This window comes from Virgibacillus byunsanensis (assembly GCF_042675965.1).
Lineage (GTDB): Bacteria > Bacillota > Bacilli > Bacillales > Amphibacillaceae > Virgibacillus_R > Virgibacillus_R byunsanensis.
In genome coordinates, this window is record NZ_JBHTKJ010000076.1 from 23,508 (window position 1) to 44,472 (window position 20,965).

Below are 20,965 nucleotides of genomic sequence, written 5' to 3' on the forward strand. Positions count from 1 at the left end.
ATTAACAACGAAAAACCCCCTTTCATAATGAAAGAGAGTGAATGATAAACGGTATTATCAACACTTATCTTTCAGAATGAAATCCATTCTGAAGGAAGTAGCACCACTCCAATTTGGAAGGTTGCTGTGACGTCTCAGGGCCTTTTCCCTCAGTCACTCTAGATAAGAAGGTTATTATTTTTTAAATGGATAAGACCTATCATAATGCTGTAGTCTAACTTTGTCAACATCTATTTCGTAAATAGTCCAAGTTTACCGATTCGTTCTGCCGCTTCACTAAGACGATCTTCACTTGCGAGTAATCCAGCCCGAACAAATCCTTCCCCAGCCTCGCCAAATCCATTACCAGGTGCAACGACAACGTGCGCCTTCTCCAAGAGTATGTCGGCAAACTCTTCTGAGGTATACCCTTCTGGAACAGGGAGCCAAGCAAAAAATGTCCCCTTTGGCGCTTGAACCTTCCAGCCAATTTCATTTAGTTTCTCAACCAGAACATTGCGCCGATTTTCATATGTATTTACCAATTGATCTACTGCAGACTGATCACCTAATAAAGCTTTTTCGGCAGCTTGTTGGATCGCTCCAAATAAGCTGACATACATATGATCTTGAATAAGATTTAAACTTTCAATAACGGAACGATTACCAACTGCAAAACCAACGCGCCAACCGGCCATATTATACGTTTTCGATAACGTATACATTTCGATACCGATGTCTTTGGCACCTTCTGATTGTAAAAAGCTTTGTGGCTTTTCCCCATCGAAGCCAATAGCACCATACGCAAAGTCATGTACGACACAAATATTATGTTTTTTAGCAATATCAACCGTTTCGTCAAAGAAGGCTTGATTAGCGGTAGCCGACGTGGGGTTGTTTGGATAATTTAAAAATAATAGCTTCGCAGCTTCTAAATCCTTCTCATCAAGCTTCTGATAATCCGGTAAAAAAGCATTTTCCTCCATTAAAGGCATCCATGCAGTTCGAGCATTTGCTAAGGCTATTCCTGACATATAGTCTGGATAACCAGGATCAGGAAGCAATGCTAAATCTCCTGGGTTGAGCAAACATTGACTAATTTCCACTAAGCCGGTTTTTGCCCCAAACAAAACAGCAACCTCTGTTTCTGGATCGATATCCACTCCGTATTCACTTTTGTAAAAAGAAGCAATCGCCTCTTTTAAAAATACCTGCCCGGTAAATGGGGAATACTTATGATATTCCGGGTTATCGGAGGCCATTTTTAATTCCTCCACAATGTGTTCTGGTGTCGGTAAGTCTGGATTCCCCTGTCCTAGATTAATCATGTCATGGCCTTCATCTTTTAACTTTTGAACTTTTTGAACGAGATTAGCAAAAAACTGCTGAGGTAACCGATTTAATGTATCCGAAAACGCAAACCTTTGCATGACCCTCACACTCCTGACCGTTTCTAAACTTATAATTAATCATCTTAGACAATATTTCTTGAGTTGTAAAGTATATTTGGAACACTTAATTCATTTGAGTCATTATTTAGCTGTTCATTACAATCCACGAGAAGATGCGATTCATAAGCAACTCCATATGAATCGTTTTATATATACGTTGTTTTCTCTTTTCACAACCCTATTCATTCCTTTTATACCACCAGCGATAAATCGGTATCACAATTAAAATAAATGCTACATATATCGAAAGACCGATGACGAATGAGCGGATGGAAGTGAATAACTGATTTCCTAAGTAAGCATAGACGATCATTCCCGGTATCTGACCAATTGCAGTTGCCATCAGATATGTTTGAAATGTCATCGTGCTTAACCCGGAATAAATATTAACGACAGGTGGTGGGATAATTGGGATCATTCGGCTGAATAAAACAGCCACAAACGCATTTTGAGTGATGATATAATCAAACTTTTTAACCTTTTTAAACTTGGATATATATGTTTGAAATTGCTTAACAAAAAAGTAACGAGCAAGAACGAAAAATATTATCGCAGCTCCAACCGAGCCTGTCCAATTTATAGTTGCACCAACCCAGACTCCGTATTTCGCCCCCATTAATCCAGCATATACAGCAAATGGAACAATAGGAATAACCCCAAATAGAATGGCCAGAACAAACATCAGTGGAAGATAGGCTATATTACTTTGATTTATCCAATCCATGATCGGTTCGCGAAATAAAAAGGCAATGTAAAGAATAGTTCCATAAATGATGACAAAAATAATTCCTTTTTTCATACGATGACTCCCTAAGCTGTTTTAATTACTTGTAATCGAATAAATATATTTAACCATTAGACACAATACTAGTATTAACTAATGATGTAACATTAAAGGATGTTTTTTATGATTAAAAAAATAGTTATGACGTTGATCGGTCTAGGGTTAATCTTATTCGTCATTAATTGGTATGGGTTTTCAACTCCGACCAATGACATAAACAGTCAAAAAAAGAACCCCACTTCCAAACCTGTTGTATTTATTATTATGGATTCCCTTATGGATAAACCACTGCAAAAAGCTATCCAAGAAGGACGAGCACCTGCCATGAAATTTTTATCTGAACAGGGACAATACCTCGATAACGTTGTCACTTCTTATCCAACCATGTCCGTTACAATTGATAGCAGCCTTTTAACAGGGACATATGCGGATGAACATCGACTTCCAGGACTAGTTTGGTTTAATCAAGATGAGAATCGATTGGTCAACTATGGAAGTGGGAAGATGGAAGTTTTCCAAATCGGTATCAAACAAGTGTTAAATGATAACATTTCAAACTTAAATCAGAAGCATTTAAGTGAAGACATTGAAACCATCTATGAAAACCTAGATAAAAGAGGAGAACGTTCTGCATCGGTTAACGGACTCGTGTATCGTGGGAATCAAACACATAACCTGCATGTTCCAAAAATAGCTTCTGGTTTCAACCTAATCTCTGATAACGCAACCGTGAAAGGGCCACCTATGTTATCGATGGGGGTACTGTCTCAATTTAGTCCAGATAACGATTCCCATAATAAAGTCTGGCAAGGTCTGGGACTAAATGATGCTTTTACTGCTGAGGAGATAAAATACCTTACTCAAGAGAATAGTCTGCCCACTTTTACGCTTGGCTATTTTCCAGATCTCGATCACCAAGTTCACAACCATGGACCAATGGATCTAAAAGGAATTGAAGAAGCCGATCAACATCTACAGACAATTCTTGATTCCTATCCAACTTGGGAGGAAACGTTAGAAAATATGACTCTGATTGTATATGGAGATAGCGCTCAATCAGAAATTGGTGAGGACCGAACGGAATCCATCATAGATTTGACAACACTTTCTGAGAAGTACCAGGTTTCCAAGCTAGGAGAGCCCATCAGTAAAACAGATCAGGTTGTGTTGGCCGTCAATGAACGAATGGCTTATATTAATTTATTAGATGATGAAGTAACGTATAGTGAAATGATCTCCGATTTAATAGGAGACCCCAGGATCGAATTTATTTCGTGGAAAGACCTTGAAGGTAACCATGTTTCAGCTCAGAATTCGGATGGTAAACTTACTTTTAGGCCTGATGGAGTTTATACGGATCTATATGATCAGTCGTGGGATATAAGTGGTGATTTTTCCATATTAGATATTGCTATGAATGACCAAAGCGAAATAACGTACGGTGATTTTCCTGACGGTCTCGCTAGATTACACGGAGCCCTTCATTCTCATAAAGGACGTTATCTGATAATCGATGCAAAGCCCGGGTATGAATTCGTTGGTGAACATTCCCCTACCCACCTTGGCGGAGCCGGACATGGTTCATTACATGCAAAAGATTCCCTTACCCCCATGATTATCGCTGGAACCGACACACAGCCAAAATTTAAACGTATTGTGGACTTTAAGGAATGGTTATTGGAAATAACGAGGTAATAAACGTAACCTCTTTGAGGCACTTAATTAAACTAATGAACTTTAATAAATAACATACCTTACACAAGTTATGTTACATCCTCTAAAATTACTTATTTAATTTAAAGCCCATAACTACAGCCTCTTCCATAAAATTTAGCAATTTGAAGAAAATAGCTATTTCCTTCAAAATCTATTTTAATTTATAGAAGTTAATTCCTCTTCTATTTAATTCCTCTTTGAGTAATGTTAGAAAATTATTATCAAGTTTCATTTCTCTTGCTTGATAATAGGCATCGATCAGGGCATTTTTGCTTAAATGTTTCATTTCGTATTCCTCATTTTCTAATGGCTCTACTTTAACAATTCCATTAGTAAGACTGTGTTGAAGAAAATGCCTTTGATTATAAATCATATCTATCAAGTTCAAACCTAAAGATACAATGGCATTCAGAGTCTCATAAGCACGTCTTTTAATATTTTTCAAAATAATATTTCCTTTGACCGGAGTTGAGAAAGGTATTTATTGCATAATTATCTACTCTAATAAGAATTTCACTTAGGTAAAAAACCAGTATTATCGATACCTATTTAATAGTGTCATGAATAAAAAGCTAAAGTATTTTTTGCACAGGAAACTATCCTTTTATATTAAGATCATCATCAAGAAATTTTCTTCTTTCTTCTTTCTGCTTCTATTTGATTTAGCTTTACGATCAACTGTTGCTGATCTTTCATTCCAGTCTCAATAAATTGAATACCATAGGAATTCATTTTATTTTTGACATGTTCTTCTTTTCGCACAATATACCCCTTAAAGGAAAATAACTCCTCTTTCAATTCAAACTTTACTCTGATTTTTATTTTATATTTTACTGGGAAGTTATATTTACTATCAAATTTCAATCCTGTTGAGCTTACATTTTCTAGAATAGCGGTTATTTTACTGTTTTCGAGATTTTTCATTTTATCATTTTCTATTTCTATAAAAGTAACTTCACAAGGTAAATGAGAAATTTCTACTCTAAAATTTCTCCGAGGATCAGTGTTCTGTTTAGTGGGTTGTTTTCTTGAGTCATTAATTTCTTTATTCAATGATTCAATTTTTGCTCGTTGGTTGATTATAACCTTGTATCCATAAATAAAAAATACTACCAATAATACGTTCACAATTAATCCATAAATAGATAAGATAATCATTATTATCTCCCCCATCCTACAGGTGATTTCTCAGGTTCACCAAGCATATAGCCTTGGGCGAACTTTATTCCTAACAGTTTGGCGGTTGCTAGTTCAGTAGGTGTTTCAATCCCCTCTAAAATAAGTTTAATATTAAATTTTTTACAGTACTTAACTATATTCTTTACTAGCTCTTTCTTTTCCTCACATCTATCTATTTCTTTCGAGAAATATCTATCCAATTTTACAATGTTTGGTTTTAACTCAATTAACTTCTTGAAGTCATCTGGTCCTTTTCCAAAGTCATCTATCGCAAATTGAACCCCTTTTTCTTTTAAAAGACTAGTAACATTTTTTAATGTTTCTATGTCTTCCACCATTTCCGTCTCACTTATTTCTAAGACAATTGAATTAAATAGCTTTTTAAAGTGGACATCTTCAATAAATGTTATAAACTTAGGATTTACCAATGTAGAAGGGAAGATATTGGCGTATAATTTAACACCATTTTGAAATGACCGTATTTGAAAGTAATTTGTTACAGCTTTTTTTAATGAATACATATCTAATTCAAAAAGTTTTTTTATCTTATTTGCATCCTCAAAGGCATTCAATGGATTCTCATAACTTGCAGATCTAAATAGTACTTCGAAGCCACATATTCTCCAGTTAATTAAGTTATAGATTGGTTGGTAATGGTGATGAATTATTATATTATTAATTTTTTCTAAGGTTAAACTTTGATTAGCCATTAACTTCCCTCCTTTAATTACAAAAAGCAGACTCCAGAAAAGAGACTGCTTTTTGTCTCAAATTCTTCGGTAACTCGGCTGCCATAGATTCTTCATTAGGCCCGTAGTTTTGCGTCCTTATTTTTCAATAAGTTTGCTATTATCGGAAAGTGAATTATGAAATTATACTAAATATAAGGGTTATCTATACTTCAGAATAAGATCAACCTTATTTTTAACTTCCAATTTACTGTATATTTTTTTCATGTGTGCTTTGACAGTATGTATCGATATATGTATTTCTTTAGAAATCTGATCTGTGTCCGCACCAATTTTTAATAATTCTAAAACTTGCCTTTCTCGGCTAGTTAACTGTTTTTTTTTAAATCAAGTTCGCTTTCCGTATGTTTGGAGTGCGCTAAGAAGGTGTTTTTAATATTTTCTAACCTATTTATTTTCTCTTCACTAATGTCTTCACTAGATTCAGTAGTTATATCTATAGCGTGTATAAGATCCATTACTTCCTGATTTGAAAACTGATACGATGTGACAAATTTCATCATATTTCCTCCTGTTTAGCCAAAATTCCTTTAAACCCACGATACTACACCCCCATAAAAAAATATATTACTCAAAATAAGTATTTTTTTACCCTTTTAAGTTAATCAAAAGCTCTTTTGGTATTTAATTTCTTACTTGTATGTCATTAGTTGCTTCCTCAATGTGTACCCTGTGGGCATCCTTTTTATCACTTTCCATAAGTACAATGATTTCACTTGTATATTATCGAATTCTTTACCATGATCGGTATGAAACATTTGCATCGTATAGGGATTGAAATTGATATTCGCTATCGCCTGATCTACAAGCTCTGCCGTTTTATTGGTTCTAGCACTATGACCGATAATTTACGATTAAATAGATCAATAAACAGACGTAATGCCACTTTCCGTCTACACGTGCATACGTTAGATCGCTGACAACAACAGCTAATTCCTGATCTTGATTAAATTCACGCTGGAGTTCATTTTGATAGGTGCTTCATTCCAGCTTTCCTTATGTACCTTAAATTGAGCCACAGTATAGTTCGAAGCAAATCCTGTTTGCTCCATGATAGGCTGATTTTTCGACGAGAAACCGTATATTCCTGTTTCTCTAACTCAATCTTAATCTTGCGTGTTCCATAGTTATTTTTGCTTTCTTTAAATATCGTTTCAATTACTGCTTCCAACTCTTGCTCCCGACTGTTTGTGAATCTCTTACCATTACATTACTTGGTAATAGCACGTACTTTGTGGGACTTCCGGGACTTCGCACATTGCTGATACTGGATAGTTGTGAGCATTATATCTGTTAGTGTAGTGAAGCACTATTTAAATTAACCGTTACTCCCTTTACTGAATGAAAAATATAAATTGATAAATAATATCCTTCTTAATCTTTAATGTAACTACCAAAAGACTCCTAGAAAAAGCAACCGATATTTCCCTTTGTAATGTGACATATTTAATATCAACAAGTGACATTTGTGACTTATTTATTTTGAGCATGTCTTTTAAATTGCAATAGACTTAAACGACCACCTGCTAAAGCAGGTGGTCGTTTAAGTAATTCCAATTGGGCTCGAACCAACGACCTCATGTTATATTAAAATCAATTTAGGAAATTAAAATGAAGCTAGGAAAAATATGTTAGCAAATTGGTTAGCAAGTGGAGTATTTAGCCCAGACTGCGCCCTCTTGTTTCGTGAAATTTTTTTAGTCCTTCCTTCTCACTATCCGTAATGTAAATAACTAGTTTATGAGTATTATTGAGAAGATTAATATTGCCAAACAGTTGAATTTCATCAACTTTTCTTTAACATTTACCGCTTCTAATAATAGTTCACTTTCAAATTTTTGGTGAATTCCTTCATAAACTCTTTAAATGTAGATGATGAATGAATTTTAAATTCCATCTCGATATCCTCTATAGTGCTTTTTCAAATACCCGTTTATGGCTTTTGAGCAGTAGAGAGAAAAGCTCCCCCACTAATCTCCTTTTGTCCAACAAGATGTCCTTCTCTTTTCTCAGTTCCTTGAGAAAGCTGCTGACATTCATGAAAAGCAAAGTGCTTGCAACCCAAACATGAATTTTTCTCAATTACCAACATGGCATCATTAATAGCTTCCCCTGTATGATGATAAAAGTTTTTCTCTCCAATTTCCTCATACAGTCCAGATTTTTTTAAGGTATCTTCTAATTCATAAGTGACGCCTGAAAGAAGAAGAATGCCACCACTTCTCTTAAAATGTTGGATGATATTTCTTAAATGTGCCTCTCCCGTTGTATCCATCAAAGGCACCCTTCCCATTCGTAGGATTAAGACTTTCGGTTTGTAATGAATCGTCTCCATAATCTGTTGTTCAAACATTTGAGCAGCACCAAAGAATAGCGGACCTTCAATGGTAAAAATACTAATTTGTGGGCAATCATGGGCATCATTAACCACATGAGATTGAACGCTTCTTTTTTCTTGAGTATGGTCTGGAAGTACTTTAGAAACAACCAATATGTTACTCATTCGCTTAGCAAATAAAATAATGGCTAAAACAAGCCCCACCTGTACAGCTGTGGTAATACTGGTAAAAACCGTAAATAAACATGTCACCACTAAAACAAGAGAATCTCCTGTCTTCATTTTTAACACATGAGCAAATTGTTTACGTTCACTCATGTTCCAAGCCACTACCATTAATATTGGTGCCATACTTGCTAATGGAATATGAGAGGCATAGGGAGCTAAAAGTAGTAGAGTGAACAGAACAAAAACCCCGTGAATGACTCCAGACATTGAGGAGACAGCGCCAGATTTAATATTTGTGGCTGTTCGTGCAATCGCTCCTGTAGCTGGGATACCCCCAAATAATGGTGTCACCACATTTGCAATCCCTTGTCCAATTAGCTCTCGATTACTATTATGCTTAGTGTTTGTCATGCCGTCTGCTACCACAGCTGATAACAGAGATTCAATTCCTCCTAATACAGCAATCGCAAAAGCTGGTGCCAGTAGCTGTTGTATTCTTTCCCATGTTATCTCCGGCATCATAAATTGTGGAAGGCTACTGGGAATAGCCCCAAAAACGGTGCCTATGGTAGGGATACTTCCTGAAAATAAGACGGCAGCCACAGCCGTAGACACGACTATTCCAACAAGTGGCCCAGGTACTTTTGGAAGCAACCGTGGAGTCAATAAAATGGAAAAAAGACAAATAAAAGCAGTGATGACACTATAGAGACTAATAGTGTCTATATGTAGGATGATCTCTTTCATGTTTGCTATAAAAGCCTCGTGTTTTTCCATACCCGATAAACCCAAAAAATTACCCAATTGTCCTGTAAAAATAATGACTGCTATACCAGAAGTGAAACCTATCATCACAGGACGTGGAATATACTTAATCAATGAACCCAGTTTAAAAATACCCATGAAACAAAGTATAATTCCGGCTAGTAAACCAGCAAGTAGTAAATCTGTATATCCATAGGTAATCACAATACCTAAAAGAATCGGTATAAAAGCGCCAGTCGGCCCTCCGATTTGAAACTTTGACCCGCCAAAAATGGAAATCAATACTCCCGCAATGATCGTCGTGTAAATTCCATATTCCGGTTTTACTCCGGAAGCAACTGCAAACGCCATTGCAAGTGGAATTGCGATGATCCCCACTATCACCCCTGAAAGAAGATCTTTTTGAAAATGTTTCAGCGTATATCCTTTAAAGCTTTTTTTCCATAACCCTTTCACTTAGATACCCTCTTTTTCCGATCGTCTAGTTCTTCTAACATAGAATATGTGTCAATAAGATGATTATTAAAAATCTCCCGTGCAGCTTCTAACAGTTGAATAATAGCCGGATCTCTAAGAGAATATCTCACCTTTTTTCCATCCTTTACACCTACTACAATATTTTTACTACGCAATACGCTTAATTGCTGGGACACAGCTGAACCCTCACTGTTTAGAATACGTTGCATTTCATTTACACTTTTTTCGCCTTCTGCCAATAATTCAAGAATACGAATTCGTAACGGATGAGATAAGGCTTTAAAAAAATCAGCTTTAAATTGTTGCATATCATTCCACATTCGATTCCCCCCTTTTTTATCACATTACATTTTCAAATATTTGAATATGTTTTATTATACTGCTATTCTTTCGGAACTTCAAATGTATGAACGAATTCAATATCTTAATCTCTAAAGGTGTAGCAATATCCTTTATGAAATCCATCTAGGTAGAAAACGAAATTTTCCTTAAGATAATTCGTATAATAAATGATATCCGAGTTGTGTGTTTCTTTCCTATCAAAAGACTCCTAGAAAAAGCAACTGATATTTCCCCTTGTAATGTGACATATTCAATATCCACAAATGACATTTGTGACTTATTTAATTTGAGCATGTCTTTTATGATTGCAATAGACTTAAACTTCATCGAAAAGAGGAAACAATATGCGTACTCTATTATTTCAAGGATACATGTGGGGTTATATTTTAAGTAAAGCTAACAAATCATTTACGCTTAGTAAATTAAACAAGGCAGGTAAGAACAAAGAAAAACTGGAACTGATGGATAAAATCATTCTGAAATGTACCAGAAATTTAATTAAAATTTCTGGAGCCGACCTTACCATAACAGGAACAGAAAATATTCCTTTAGACGAACCTGTATTATATGTGAGCAACCATCAAGGTAATATGGATATTCCGATTTTATATTCAACAGCTCCTCAAACGATGGCTTTTGTTGCTAAAAAAGAAATGGAGAAAATTCCGTTGTTGGGTTACTGGATGAAAGAACGAGGATGTGTGTTTATCAACAGGGATAACGCACGTAGCTCCCTAAAGGCGATTAATCAAGCAATAGAAAGTTTAAAATCAAATAATTCAATAGCAGTTTTTCCAGAAGGAACGAGAAGTAAAGGTCCTGAAATGGGAAACTTTAAATCGGGTAGTTTACGAATTGCGATTAAATCAGGGGTAAAAGTCATTCCTGTTACCTTCAAGGATTCTTATAAATTGATAGGAAAGAAGGGCAAAAACACACCAGCAAAAGTTTCTGTCCATTACTCTGCCCCCATCGATTCAAGAAATTTTAAAGATACAAATCAACTGGCCACAACAGTTCTAACACAAATTAAAAAACATTTGTAACAGGACAAGTAGACAGTAAGAATTTTACTAGTCCCCCGTGGCAGCAAAAATCTTCGTAAATGTATTGATGATGGTTTAGCTGTTATTGTAAAAGAGTGCTTTCTGTAGCAGGATCCTTTTCATCCGCCACTTGTACAGCTAACCTTCCTATATCAGGTTTTGTTGTTGTGCTGCGCAGGCGTTTCAGAAGCATCAAACTTCTGGATCCACTAATACATCTGGTGATCCTTCAAACTACTCTCTTGTCACCACTTTGAAATGCTTAACTCATGAAGATATTGCTGGATCAGAGCAGAATGTATTTATCCAAATAATAAGCGAATTATCTTTTTAAAAAAACATCCTAAATCACCGCAAAGGGATATGAAACGACACGATATATTTATCGCTGTTTTGTTTGTGATGGCTGTCCGTTACGAGAACAGTGAACACGATCCAAGTATGACAGGACAGTCCGTGTGAATCACCAGCTTAATACATACAAAGCACAGGTGAGGAAAAAATCTCCAAGTGAATTAGGCAAAGAACTTGCAGCAATACGCAAGACCGAAGTTGAAAGTGTCTTTGGCCATATCAAACAAAATTAGGGCTCCCGTCGCTATACTAAAAAACGAAAAGCCTGTGTCTATTGGTATACCAATGATCACAGGCTCTGTTCTATAATGATTCCGATTGGGCTCGAACCAACGACCTCATGCCTGTCAAGCATGCGCTCTCCCAGCTGAGCTACGGAATCGTGTTACATTAATTTATCGATACTCTTTTACTATATAGCAATACAATAATTTCTGTCAATATAAATTTGCTGTAAAAAGCATGTTGTCTTATTCCAGGAACAATCAAGTTCACAGACAATTTTATCAGCACTTTTTTCGTTATATCAGTAAATTTTGTGCTTTCATCAGCACTTTTTCTATTTTATCAGCAAATTTTGTACTTTTATCAGCATTTTGGCACTTTTATCAGCGTATTTGTCATTTTACACTCATCCACCTTGTCACCTCCCCCCAGTTACTTCTGCTCTCGAAATAGATCCTTGGATAAATTACGAGTTTCCTATTATAATAGAATGAAAATTGTCTTTATTTTAATATCGGACATCGGAGGTTTTACTACTGTGAGAAATGTTTTTGGCTTTTTGAAATCATATAAGCTGCCGATTGCAGTTGCCTATTCGCTGATGCTTATTGAGCTTGCAGTGGAGCTACTACTTCCTTTCTTTTTAGGAAAGATGATTAATGACGGGGTAATGAATCAAGACTTAGACAATATAGTGATGTGGGGCAGTATTATGATTGGCCTTGCATTTACGGCATTTGTTGCAGGTATTTTTAATTCTTTTTTTGCATCTCATACGAGTTTAGGATTAGCGTATGATATTCGGGAAAAGTTATTTCATAAAATCCAGTCGTTCTCATTTGCGAATTTGAATCAATATCCGACGTCTGGGCTCGTGACGCGATTTACCAATGATGTGCGTCAAATTCAGAATACGATTTTTATGGCACTTCGAATTATGAGTAAGGCTCCTTTAATTGTTATTGGCGGGGTAATTATGGCTTTTGTGGTGAACGCAAAGCTAGCACTTATTTTCCTGATTACGGTCCCACTTCTTGTTGGTTTCCTATTATGGGTGCTTAAGATAGCGAGTAACATGTTCGACAAGGTTCAAAAGCGTGTCGATAACGTCAACCGGGTTATGCAGGAAAATTTGGCTGGGATGCGTCTCATCAAAGCATTTCTCAGACGTAATTTTGAAGAGAATAGGTTTACTAAGGCTAATGGTGACCTTGCCAGTATGACACGTTCTACGTTCCGGTTTGTTGAAGCGTCTATGCCGATTCTTCTTTTCGTGATGAATATGAGTTTGATTTCTATTCTTTGGTTTGGAAATATGCAGGCTATTGCTGGTGATTCATCCGTTGGTGATGTTGTTGCAATTGTTAACTATGCCCTACGTGTTTCCATGTCGATCTCGATGTTCACATTCATTATCATGGCTTTTTCACGGGCAAAAGCATCTTCTGAGCGCTTGAGTGAGGTGCTTAAACTGGATGTGGATTTAGTAGATCATCTCGATGCAAATGATGAAGCTGGTATTACAGAAGGAAAAATTGAATTTCAAGATGTTCGTTTTACGTATCCAGCTACAGATAAAACAATTCTGGAAGATATCTCATTCATGGTAAAACCAAATGAGAAACTGGCGATTATTGGCGCGACCGGTGCTGGTAAAACATCGATGTTCCAGCTAATTCCGCGTCTTTACGATATAGATCATGGGCAACTATCATTGGATGATAAACCAATTACATCCTATACATTAGATCAACTGAGACGAAGCATTGGTTATATACCTCAAAATCCGTTACTGTTTACTGGAAGTATTACGGATAACATTGCTTGGGGTAAAAATAATGCAACTACACAGGAAATTATTCAAGCTGCGCGTGATGCACAGATTCACGAGACGGTTATGGAGCTTCCTGATCAGTACAACACAAAGATTGGGCAAAAAGGGGTAAATTTATCAGGGGGTCAAAAACAACGGATTTCCATTGCACGTGCGCTGATTCGCCGCCCAAAAATTCTTATGCTTGATGACAGTACGAGTGCATTGGATCTAGCAACAGAGTCACGCCTACTTAAAGCAATCCAACAAGACGACTGCACCATGCTGATTATCACACAAAAGATCTCCACCGCTATGAGTGCAGATCGTATTTTATTAATGGATTATGGAAAAGTTTTAACAATCGGTACACATGATGAGCTTCTCCGGGAATCTGAGTTATACCAAAACATTGTAGAATCGCAATTTGGAAAGGAGTACCCGTATGCTTTTTAAACAACTGAAGAAACCTTTTCAATATGAGCGGATTCCATTAGATAATGTTAAGCATGATAAAAAAGATAAGGCACGAAATACATGGGGAACGGTAAAACGAATCTGGTCTTATTTGTCCCGTGAAAAAGCAAAACTCATTCTGGTTATCTTTATGGTATTAATCAGCTCAGGGTTAGCCCTACTCGGTCCTTATATGATTGGCATGGCGATTGATGATTACATCGTCGAACAAGAAACTTCAGGACTAGGCATGCTGTTAATTGGTCTTATTTTCATCTATCTGTTCCACTCCCTTTCGATCTTTTTACAAAATTTCTGGATGGTCGGGATCGCCCAAAACACCGTATATGATTTACGATCTGATTTATTTCATCAGTTCCACCGTCTGCCGATTTCGTACTTTGATAAACGTCAGCACGGGGAACTAATGAGCCGAATTACAAATGACATTGACAACGTGAACAACACGCTCAATCAGTCCGTTATTCAAATTTTTGCAAGTATTTTAACGCTTGTAGGAACGGTTGTTGTGATGCTGATACTCAGTCCAATCCTGACCGTTGTAACGATGGCAATTATTCCATTTATGTTTTTTGCAATGAAATGGATTACCAAACGCACTGGTCCTCTTTATAAATTACAGCAAAACCACCTTGGGGAGCTGAATGGCTATGTAGAGGAAACGGTGTCTGGACAGCATATTGTCAAAACATTTTCCCAGGAAGAACGCGTGATAAGAGAATTTGAAGGAAGAAATAACGAGCTGCGGCATTCTGGCTTTTGGGCAATGACGTTTGCCGGTTTTATTCCAAAAGTAATGAACATGCTGAACTTCTTAAGCTTTGCCCTGATTGCATTAGTTGGTGGTATTTTAGCGATTAATGGTACTGGACTTGTTACAGTTGGTGTTATCGTTATTTTCACGGAATACGCACGACAGTTTACTCGTCCATTAAATGAGCTGTCGAATCAATTCAATATGTTACTTTCCGCTGTAGCTGGAGCAGAACGGGTTTTCAAAGTGATCGATGAGGAGCAAGAGGAAACAGATGAACATGATGCCAAACAGGTAGAAGAAACAAATGGACATCTCGCTTTTGATCATGTGTCATTCGCTTATGAGGATACACCTATTTTAAAAGACATTAGCTTTGAAGCGAAGTCTGGTGAGACAGTTGCTTTTGTGGGTCATACCGGTGCTGGAAAAACAACTATTATTAATCTCATATCTCGCTTTTATAATTATGACGAAGGGCAAATAACACTGGACGGGATCGCATTAAAAGATATTAAACGTTCCAGTTTAAGAACACACATGGCATTCGTATTACAGGATTCCTTTTTATTTCATGGAACCATTCGGGAAAATATCCGCTACGGACGTTTAGATGCAACGAATGAAGAAATCATCGATGCTGCAAAAGATGCTAATGCGCATGAATTTATTGATCATCTCCCTGAAGGGTATGATACCATTTTGGATCAAACTGGTTCTGGAATCAGTCAAGGCCAAAAGCAATTAATAACTATTGCCCGGGCAATACTCGCTGAACCTTCTATTCTCATTTTGGATGAAGCGACCAGTAATATTGATACCATTACTGAATTGAAAATCCAGGATGCTCTCAAACGATTGATGTATGGCAGAACTAGTTTCGTCATCGCCCATCGCTTGAACACCATCCAGGAAGCCGATAAAATAATTATGCTTAAGAATGGGGAAATTATTGAGAAAGGGTCACATAACGAATTAATTAAAGTTAGAGGAAATTACTATGACCTGTACAAAGGCCAGCTTAAACAACAAGCAAGTGGGGCATAATGCATCTTGTTCGAAATAATGATATCCTTAACAAAGGATCGTAATCAATCAGGTTAAGATAGTAAAAATGAGGTGGTAACAATCGGACGCAAAGGATCCTTTATCGAAAAACAAATTGAAAGTAAGTATTTAAATGAAACAATGACACTAAAGTTATATCAGCCAGAATCGTTTTCACCTTTATATAAATATCACATTTGTATCATGCAGGACGGAAATGACTACTTCCAATTAGGCAGAGTTGCAACGTTAAGTGATAAACTCCACGAAGAGAATGACATAACAAATACCATATTTGTTGGTATTCACTACCAAGATAAATTTGATCGCAAGGATAAATATCATCCAAGTGGACAGCAGCAGGATGACTACATTAAATTCCTTGTACATGAAGTTGTTCCACTCTTAGACGAGGAGCTTCCTACGTATCATATGGGGCATTCTCGTGCACTGATGGGCGACTCACTTGCAGGCACGCTAGCATTAATGACCGCATTGAAGTACCCGAACACGTTTGGGAAAGTGATTATGCAATCGCCATATGTTGATCACACCGTTTTACATGCAGTACAAGATGCAAAAGGACTTCATTCTATTGATATTTATCATACGATTGGTACTGCTGAAACCGAAGTGGACACAACTGCTGGTAAAAAAGAAGATTTCATAACACCAAACCGTGTGTTAAACAACCTGTTAAATGAAAAAGGTGCAAGCTACACATACCATGAGCTAGAAGACGGAGCACATACGTGGAAATATTGGCAAAAAGATTTAACAAGAGCATTAACCTCTATGTTTGATTAAAAACAAAAGCGTAACCGTGCAGGATTGTTATCGTTATGAAGTAGGCCAATATAATAAAAATTAGAAAACTTGGCTTATCGTTAAAGGGATTCTTAGTAAGCGTACCTTGCTTTCTTAGAAGCCATTATGCTCTGGAGTGCAAGCCTTAGTTGCACTTATGTAGGTAAGAAAGTTTTATATTTTCTTATCTACTAAAAAATAAATATCTCATTTACCAGAATTTTTGTTATAATGGAAGGTAAATAAAAGGTCAGTTTGAAATAGTGAATAAACGAAAAGATTTCCAAACAACATGACAATTATCGTAAATTACTATAGGAGGTTATTATTATGAAGTATGGTATCGCTATTTTTCCATCAAAGCCAGTCCAAGACGAAATCAACTCATACAGAAAACGTTATGATCCGCACTATGCACTTATTCCGCCACATTTGACGTTAAAAGAGGCGTTTGAGGCTGACGATGACACCATTTATGAACTTATAACAGAGTTGAAACATATCGCAAACGAACAAGAGCCATTTACGATTAATATCAATAAGGTTAGTACGTTTGCGCCTGTTACAAACACGATCTACTTGAAAGTTGAACCAATTCAAGAACTCGATGACTTATTCGATAAAATGCAAACTGGAAAATTCCCGAAAAATATGGAGTACAATTTTGTACCTCATATTACAATCGCTCAAAAACTGTCACATGACGAGTATTCAGACGTTTTTGGCAGCATGCAAATGAAAGACATTAAACTACAAGACACCGTTGATCGCTTCCAACTACTATACCAACTAGAAAACGGCTCATGGACAGTATATGACTCATTTGTTTTTGGTAAGGAATACGTTTAATTGGATATAAAGATCATTCAAACAAACGAAGAACGCGAACAAGCATATCAAGTGCGAACGGTTGTTTTTGTAGAGGAGCAAAAGGTGCCACCTGAAGAAGAAGTCGACCAGCATGAAGAAGAAGCCATCCATTTTGTTGGATATGAAGATGGTAAGCCAATTGCGGCAAGTCGCTTGCGTTTGGTTGAGAGCTACGGGAAATTAGAACGCATTTGTGTCATGAAGGAACATCGGGGAAAATCATATGGTTCACAGATTATACAAGCAATGGAAGACGAAATTTCAAAAAATGGTTACAAAAAAGCAAAACTAAATGCACAAACACATGCTGAGGATTTTTATCAGCATCTTGGGTATGAAACGATATCAGGTGAATTTATGGATGCTGGAATACCACATGTAACCATGGTAAAACAGTTAAATTAAGACATTATAAAGGGGGGGGATTCCATATGGAGTTCCCCCTTTATAATGTGGTGAAAAAAGCGTACCAATCAAACAAATCCACAGTTTATCAGCACTTTTTAAGATTTATCAGCGGAACTCGTGATTTATCAGCACTATTTCAATTTTATCAGCGAATTTTAGAATTTATCAGCACTTTTCAACAGTTTATCAGCATTTTTAAAACTTTCTTTCTCCATGCATGACTTCTCTCTTAACGGTTAAGCTAAATAAAGACTTTTTCATGAGGGGAAAATTTTAATATGAATCACTATTTACCTATGCTTTATGATACTCTCTTTGGCTTCTTTGCTTTATTCCTTCTAACTAAAATCCTCGGCAAAACACAGATATCACAACTGACGGCATTTGATTTTATATCGGCTTTAATATTAGGTGAATTAGTTGGGAATGCTTTGTTTGATAAAGAAGCTGGAATACCCGAAATAGCATTCGTAATTACTTTATGGGGTGGATTATTATATTTAACCGAGATCATTACACAAAAATACAAACGAACTCGTTCGCTTCTAGAAGGCAGTCCGGCTATTGTTATTCATAAAGGGAAACTAATTTATGACGTTATGAAAAAAAATAATCTGGACATTAATCAACTGCAAAATATGCTGCGAACAAAAAATGTCTTTTCGATTCAGGAGGTTGAGCATGCTATCTTAGAAACAAATGGTACTGTTTCTGTTTTAAGAAAGCCGGCCTACCAGACACCAACAAAAGAGGATTTAAATGTGTACCAAACTCCCGCTAATCTTTCTGTAATGCTGATAAATGATGGTGAGGTTATTTATGATAACCTTGCTGAATTTAATCTAAGTGAGGAATGGCTTTATGTTCAACTCGAGCAACAAAAAACGGAGCTTTCGGATGTATTTTATGCAGAGTACATGGAGGGTAAGCGACTATTCATTCTTCCTTACGTAAACAAAAAAGATAGCCAATAGACATTTAATTATCTATATAGAGCCGCTAAAATACTTTCCTTTACCAGTTAATTCTGCGTACACTAAATCGTATTTTCCCTTGTACTGTTTCTGTTGAACGAGTACTGCGTCATATACGGAGTACTCGTTTGCAATATCTTGGTATTGCACTTCTAAAATGGGTCTATACGGTCTTTCAATGTAAAAAGGATTTGGTTTATCTTTGGTGATACGGTTCTGGTAATCTTTATATTGGTGTGATTCTACCGGTAATACATATCCCATTCTAAACACCCTTTCCTTGGTAAATAAGAAAGCATTACAACTAAGGCTTGACGATAAGCCTGCGTTTTCTAGAAGCATCCTTTATATAATTATTCGTAAGTCTCTACGTATTTATGTCTATCCAGTAAACAATACCTTTATCACAACTATTATATGCGTTAATCCTCCATTTTCTTCTCAAACTCTGAAATAACCTTCTCTAATTGCGTGATCCCATCCATAAATTGCTTATTCCATTCGTCCATTTCCCCTTCAAAGCGATGCATCTTTTTCTCTGGGTACTGAAACCACTTTTCATTTTTTTCTAGATGTTTCTCGATTGCTTTTATATGCTTCATCCATGGTATATCTGGTTTCTGTCTCATATTTACCTCCTTATTTTTTAAATAGCTATTTTCTAAAAGATTCTTGTTTTTGTCACAATAGATATATAATGCGACGTAACGCTTGGTTGATTTCTATAAGTTGTGCTATTGCCGCCGTCCGGAATCTCTCCGGGAGGATGCTTTCCGCGGGCACGGTCTCAGCCTCCTCGAGAAACCCACTCTGCGGGGTCTTCGAACACGTGCTGTTCCCGCAGGAGTCACCTCCCTTCGCTCACCCGGCCTGGTAAAGCTGCATTATAAGTTTTTCCACGCTACGCTGCTATTAATTATCAGATAGCACTATATTAGCAGCCGGAATAGACGAAGACTCCTTGAAAATACAGACCAATTTTCTGCGTACGATGTAAAGCTGCCGGAGCTTTCCTTGTCCTGTGGGAGGATAGGCATAGGTGAGATTCTAAAAATGCGTCAGTATGAAGAAGCTCACCAGCCGCCCTAAGATGCGCGAAGTGTATTTCCAGAGCGAGTAAAAACCATCATCTCAAGTTACGACGCATTTTATATCAACTGCCAGGATTAAATAGCAACAAAATTTACGAAATGAGCCTTTAAAATCTTGGCTTATCGCCAAGATTTAGTTGCATTGCAGTAGGAAATTTTCATACTCCCCTATTTACTAACAAAGGGAAAGACAGCCAATGACAGCTGCCCAACCTTTAGATTCTATTTGATTGCTAAATCCAGGAAAATGGTTCTCTGTCCCTATCATCCTTGTTTTCTGAACTTTCCCTGTCATCGTGGTCATCTCTTTTTTCCGGTGATTCTGGGCTTTCATCCCTCTCCCCCATTACACGCGGGCCAAAAAAAGGATCTCTACGTTGACGTTGTGGCTCGATACGGACATTATCCGCTTTTATAACTAAATCTTTCACGTGGATGACTTGTTTTTTATCAGACACCTGACTAATCACTCCTTTTAGAAACTTGATCGCTATTAGTCTATGTAACTACATTATTTTGGGTATAGACAAACGCCCTAAATGGACTTAAATTCATCTGTTAAATATCTATAGAAAGAAGATGTCCGCCCACACCGACTATGTATAGATACATATTCTAGTAAAGACAACAGATCAATAATTTTTAGGAAGGGGTAATAATTCATGGGTTGTGGAAAAGACTTCGATACAGGTAACTGTGTATGTGATATCCTTAGAGAAATAGTAGAAGCACAGAATGATGTTGTAGAGAATTGTTGTGACACTAGTTGCGAACGTTCCATCAGTGATTTACTTGGAGATACAGACGTCACAAATGGATTAGATACAGTACCAGTAATTCTGTATTGTAAAGATGGATGTAAGCCATTTAGAGGCTTTGGTGCTGATCCAGATGACATTGGTGATATGACTTCAAGCTTCTTCTTCCGAGTTAAACGGGTAGATGATGATTGCTGTGCAGTTGTGGAACTATTAAGAGATCCAGATGATGATGACGATACACCAAAAGATCCAGTGGACCAGGACACTGATCCATTGAGAGCAACAGGTATATGTATGACTGTCAACTTGGATTGCTTCTGTCATGTAACTTGCTTGCCAGCAGTAAATGCATTTAACTAATTAACTAGAGAGAAAAAATAAACCATTGAA

Annotated in this window: 22 protein-coding genes, 1 tRNA gene, 1 pseudogene and 2 riboswitches; of the genes and pseudogenes, 10 read left to right on the forward strand and 14 right to left on the reverse strand. The window is 36.8% G+C overall.

What is annotated here, in order from left to right; all coding sequences use genetic code 11:
• Positions 1 to 61: 61 nt before the first annotated feature.
• Positions 62 to 169: riboswitch (SAM riboswitch) on the reverse strand.
• Positions 170 to 230: 61 nt separating this feature from the next.
• Together ACFQ3N_RS20145 and ACFQ3N_RS20150 are read right to left on the reverse strand one after the other, a co-directional pair.
• Positions 231 to 1,409 carry a pyridoxal phosphate-dependent aminotransferase gene (locus tag ACFQ3N_RS20145; protein ID WP_390364993.1) on the reverse strand — a complete coding sequence of 393 codons (1,179 nt, stop codon included), beginning with the start codon at positions 1,407 to 1,409 and terminating at the stop codon, positions 231 to 233.
• A gap of 199 nt (positions 1,410 to 1,608) precedes the next feature.
• Positions 1,609 to 2,229: a TVP38/TMEM64 family protein gene (locus ACFQ3N_RS20150; RefSeq protein WP_390364995.1), complete on the reverse strand. Its 621-nt coding sequence runs from the start codon at positions 2,227 to 2,229 to the stop codon at positions 1,609 to 1,611.
• 108 nt (positions 2,230 to 2,337) lie between these two features.
• On the opposite strand from ACFQ3N_RS20150, the gene ACFQ3N_RS20155 reads away from it, so the two are divergent.
• Positions 2,338 to 3,909, forward strand: a complete 1,572-nt coding sequence (locus tag ACFQ3N_RS20155; protein ID WP_390364998.1) for an alkaline phosphatase family protein — start codon at positions 2,338 to 2,340, stop codon at positions 3,907 to 3,909.
• Positions 3,910 to 4,081: 172 nt separating this feature from the next.
• Here the strand turns inward: ACFQ3N_RS20155 and sda are convergent, their stop codons facing one another.
• The 8 genes from sda to ACFQ3N_RS20195 form a co-directional block, all read right to left on the reverse strand.
• Complete coding sequence (gene sda / locus ACFQ3N_RS20160) at positions 4,082 to 4,375, reverse strand: sporulation histidine kinase inhibitor Sda (RefSeq protein ID WP_390365000.1); 294 nt, start codon at positions 4,373 to 4,375, stop codon at positions 4,082 to 4,084.
• Positions 4,376 to 4,551: 176 nt separating this feature from the next.
• A complete protein-coding gene (locus ACFQ3N_RS20165; protein ID WP_390365002.1) occupies positions 4,552 to 5,088 on the reverse strand; it encodes a PilZ domain-containing protein in 537 nt (178 codons plus the stop codon).
• Positions 5,089 to 5,090: 2 nt separating this feature from the next.
• Entirely contained in the window at positions 5,091 to 5,819 is a 729-nt protein-coding gene (locus ACFQ3N_RS20170; protein WP_390365004.1) for an EAL domain-containing protein, read from the reverse strand.
• A 65-nt stretch (positions 5,820 to 5,884) separates the two neighbouring features.
• Positions 5,885 to 5,967: riboswitch (cyclic di-GMP riboswitch) on the reverse strand.
• Positions 5,968 to 5,999: 32 nt separating this feature from the next.
• On the reverse strand, positions 6,000 to 6,131 hold the full coding sequence (locus tag ACFQ3N_RS20175; RefSeq protein ID WP_390365066.1) for a helix-turn-helix transcriptional regulator: 132 nt from the start codon (positions 6,129 to 6,131) through the stop codon (positions 6,000 to 6,002).
• Between the two features lie 35 nt (positions 6,132 to 6,166).
• Positions 6,167 to 6,358 carry a hypothetical protein gene (locus ACFQ3N_RS20180; protein WP_390365006.1) on the reverse strand — a complete coding sequence of 64 codons (192 nt, stop codon included), beginning with the start codon at positions 6,356 to 6,358 and terminating at the stop codon, positions 6,167 to 6,169.
• Positions 6,359 to 6,822: 464 nt separating this feature from the next.
• Positions 6,823 to 7,029, reverse strand: a complete 207-nt coding sequence (locus ACFQ3N_RS20185; protein ID WP_390365008.1) for an IS3 family transposase — start codon at positions 7,027 to 7,029, stop codon at positions 6,823 to 6,825.
• A gap of 762 nt (positions 7,030 to 7,791) precedes the next feature.
• Positions 7,792 to 9,585 carry a SulP family inorganic anion transporter gene (locus tag ACFQ3N_RS20190; RefSeq protein WP_390365009.1) on the reverse strand — a complete coding sequence of 598 codons (1,794 nt, stop codon included), beginning with the start codon at positions 9,583 to 9,585 and terminating at the stop codon, positions 7,792 to 7,794.
• Positions 9,582 to 9,926 (reverse strand): ArsR/SmtB family transcription factor, encoded by a 345-nt coding sequence (locus ACFQ3N_RS20195; protein ID WP_390365011.1) that lies wholly within the window; start codon positions 9,924 to 9,926, stop codon positions 9,582 to 9,584. Before ACFQ3N_RS20195 ends, ACFQ3N_RS20190 begins: the two co-directional genes overlap by 4 nt.
• Positions 9,927 to 10,292: 366 nt before the next feature.
• On the opposite strand from ACFQ3N_RS20195, the gene ACFQ3N_RS20200 reads away from it, so the two are divergent.
• Entirely contained in the window at positions 10,293 to 10,994 is a 702-nt protein-coding gene (locus ACFQ3N_RS20200; protein WP_390365013.1) for a lysophospholipid acyltransferase family protein, read from the forward strand.
• A 440-nt stretch (positions 10,995 to 11,434) separates the two neighbouring features.
• Positions 11,435 to 11,581: pseudogene (locus tag ACFQ3N_RS20205) on the forward strand (transposase); the annotation flags it as partial.
• 76 nt (positions 11,582 to 11,657) lie between these two features.
• On the opposite strand, the gene ACFQ3N_RS20210 reads toward ACFQ3N_RS20205, so the two are convergent.
• Positions 11,658 to 11,730: transfer RNA gene (locus ACFQ3N_RS20210), tRNA-Val, on the reverse strand.
• A 381-nt stretch (positions 11,731 to 12,111) separates the two neighbouring features.
• On the opposite strand from ACFQ3N_RS20210, the gene ACFQ3N_RS20215 reads away from it, so the two are divergent.
• The 6 genes from ACFQ3N_RS20215 (at position 12,112) to ACFQ3N_RS20240 (ending at position 18,723) form a co-directional block, all read left to right on the forward strand.
• A complete protein-coding gene (locus ACFQ3N_RS20215) occupies positions 12,112 to 13,842 on the forward strand; it encodes an ABC transporter ATP-binding protein (protein ID WP_390365015.1) in 1,731 nt (576 codons plus the stop codon).
• Positions 13,832 to 15,664, forward strand: a complete 1,833-nt coding sequence (locus ACFQ3N_RS20220; RefSeq protein WP_390365017.1) for an ABC transporter ATP-binding protein — start codon at positions 13,832 to 13,834, stop codon at positions 15,662 to 15,664. The genes ACFQ3N_RS20215 and ACFQ3N_RS20220 overlap by 11 nt, the downstream gene beginning before the upstream one ends.
• 81 nt (positions 15,665 to 15,745) lie before the next feature.
• Complete coding sequence (locus ACFQ3N_RS20225) at positions 15,746 to 16,471, forward strand: alpha/beta hydrolase (RefSeq protein WP_390365069.1); 726 nt, start codon at positions 15,746 to 15,748, stop codon at positions 16,469 to 16,471.
• Positions 16,472 to 16,801: 330 nt separating this feature from the next.
• Complete coding sequence (locus ACFQ3N_RS20230; protein ID WP_390365019.1) at positions 16,802 to 17,320, forward strand: YjcG family protein; 519 nt, start codon at positions 16,802 to 16,804, stop codon at positions 17,318 to 17,320.
• Positions 17,321 to 17,746 carry a GNAT family N-acetyltransferase gene (locus ACFQ3N_RS20235; protein WP_390365021.1) on the forward strand — a complete coding sequence of 142 codons (426 nt, stop codon included), beginning with the start codon at positions 17,321 to 17,323 and terminating at the stop codon, positions 17,744 to 17,746. It begins immediately after the preceding gene.
• Positions 17,747 to 18,027: 281 nt separating this feature from the next.
• Positions 18,028 to 18,723 (forward strand): DUF421 domain-containing protein, encoded by a 696-nt coding sequence (locus ACFQ3N_RS20240; protein ID WP_390365023.1) that lies wholly within the window; start codon positions 18,028 to 18,030, stop codon positions 18,721 to 18,723.
• 12 nt (positions 18,724 to 18,735) lie between these two features.
• On the opposite strand, the gene ACFQ3N_RS20245 is transcribed toward ACFQ3N_RS20240, so the two are convergent.
• The 3 genes from ACFQ3N_RS20245 to ACFQ3N_RS20255 form a co-directional block, all read right to left on the reverse strand.
• On the reverse strand, positions 18,736 to 18,987 hold the full coding sequence (locus ACFQ3N_RS20245; protein ID WP_390365025.1) for a hypothetical protein: 252 nt from the start codon (positions 18,985 to 18,987) through the stop codon (positions 18,736 to 18,738).
• 158 nt (positions 18,988 to 19,145) lie between these two features.
• Positions 19,146 to 19,352 (reverse strand): hypothetical protein, encoded by a 207-nt coding sequence (locus ACFQ3N_RS20250; RefSeq protein ID WP_390365027.1) that lies wholly within the window; start codon positions 19,350 to 19,352, stop codon positions 19,146 to 19,148.
• 695 nt (positions 19,353 to 20,047) lie between these two features.
• Positions 20,048 to 20,272 carry a hypothetical protein gene (locus ACFQ3N_RS20255; protein WP_390365029.1) on the reverse strand — a complete coding sequence of 75 codons (225 nt, stop codon included), beginning with the start codon at positions 20,270 to 20,272 and terminating at the stop codon, positions 20,048 to 20,050.
• 204 nt (positions 20,273 to 20,476) lie between these two features.
• Here ACFQ3N_RS20255 and ACFQ3N_RS20260 point away from each other — a divergent pair, with 204 nt between their 5' ends.
• The gene (locus tag ACFQ3N_RS20260) at positions 20,477 to 20,935 is read left to right on the forward strand and encodes a CotY/CotZ family spore coat protein (RefSeq protein ID WP_390365031.1); all 459 of its coding nucleotides are present in this window, start codon (positions 20,477 to 20,479) and stop codon (positions 20,933 to 20,935) included.
• Positions 20,936 to 20,965: the final 30 nt, after the last annotated feature.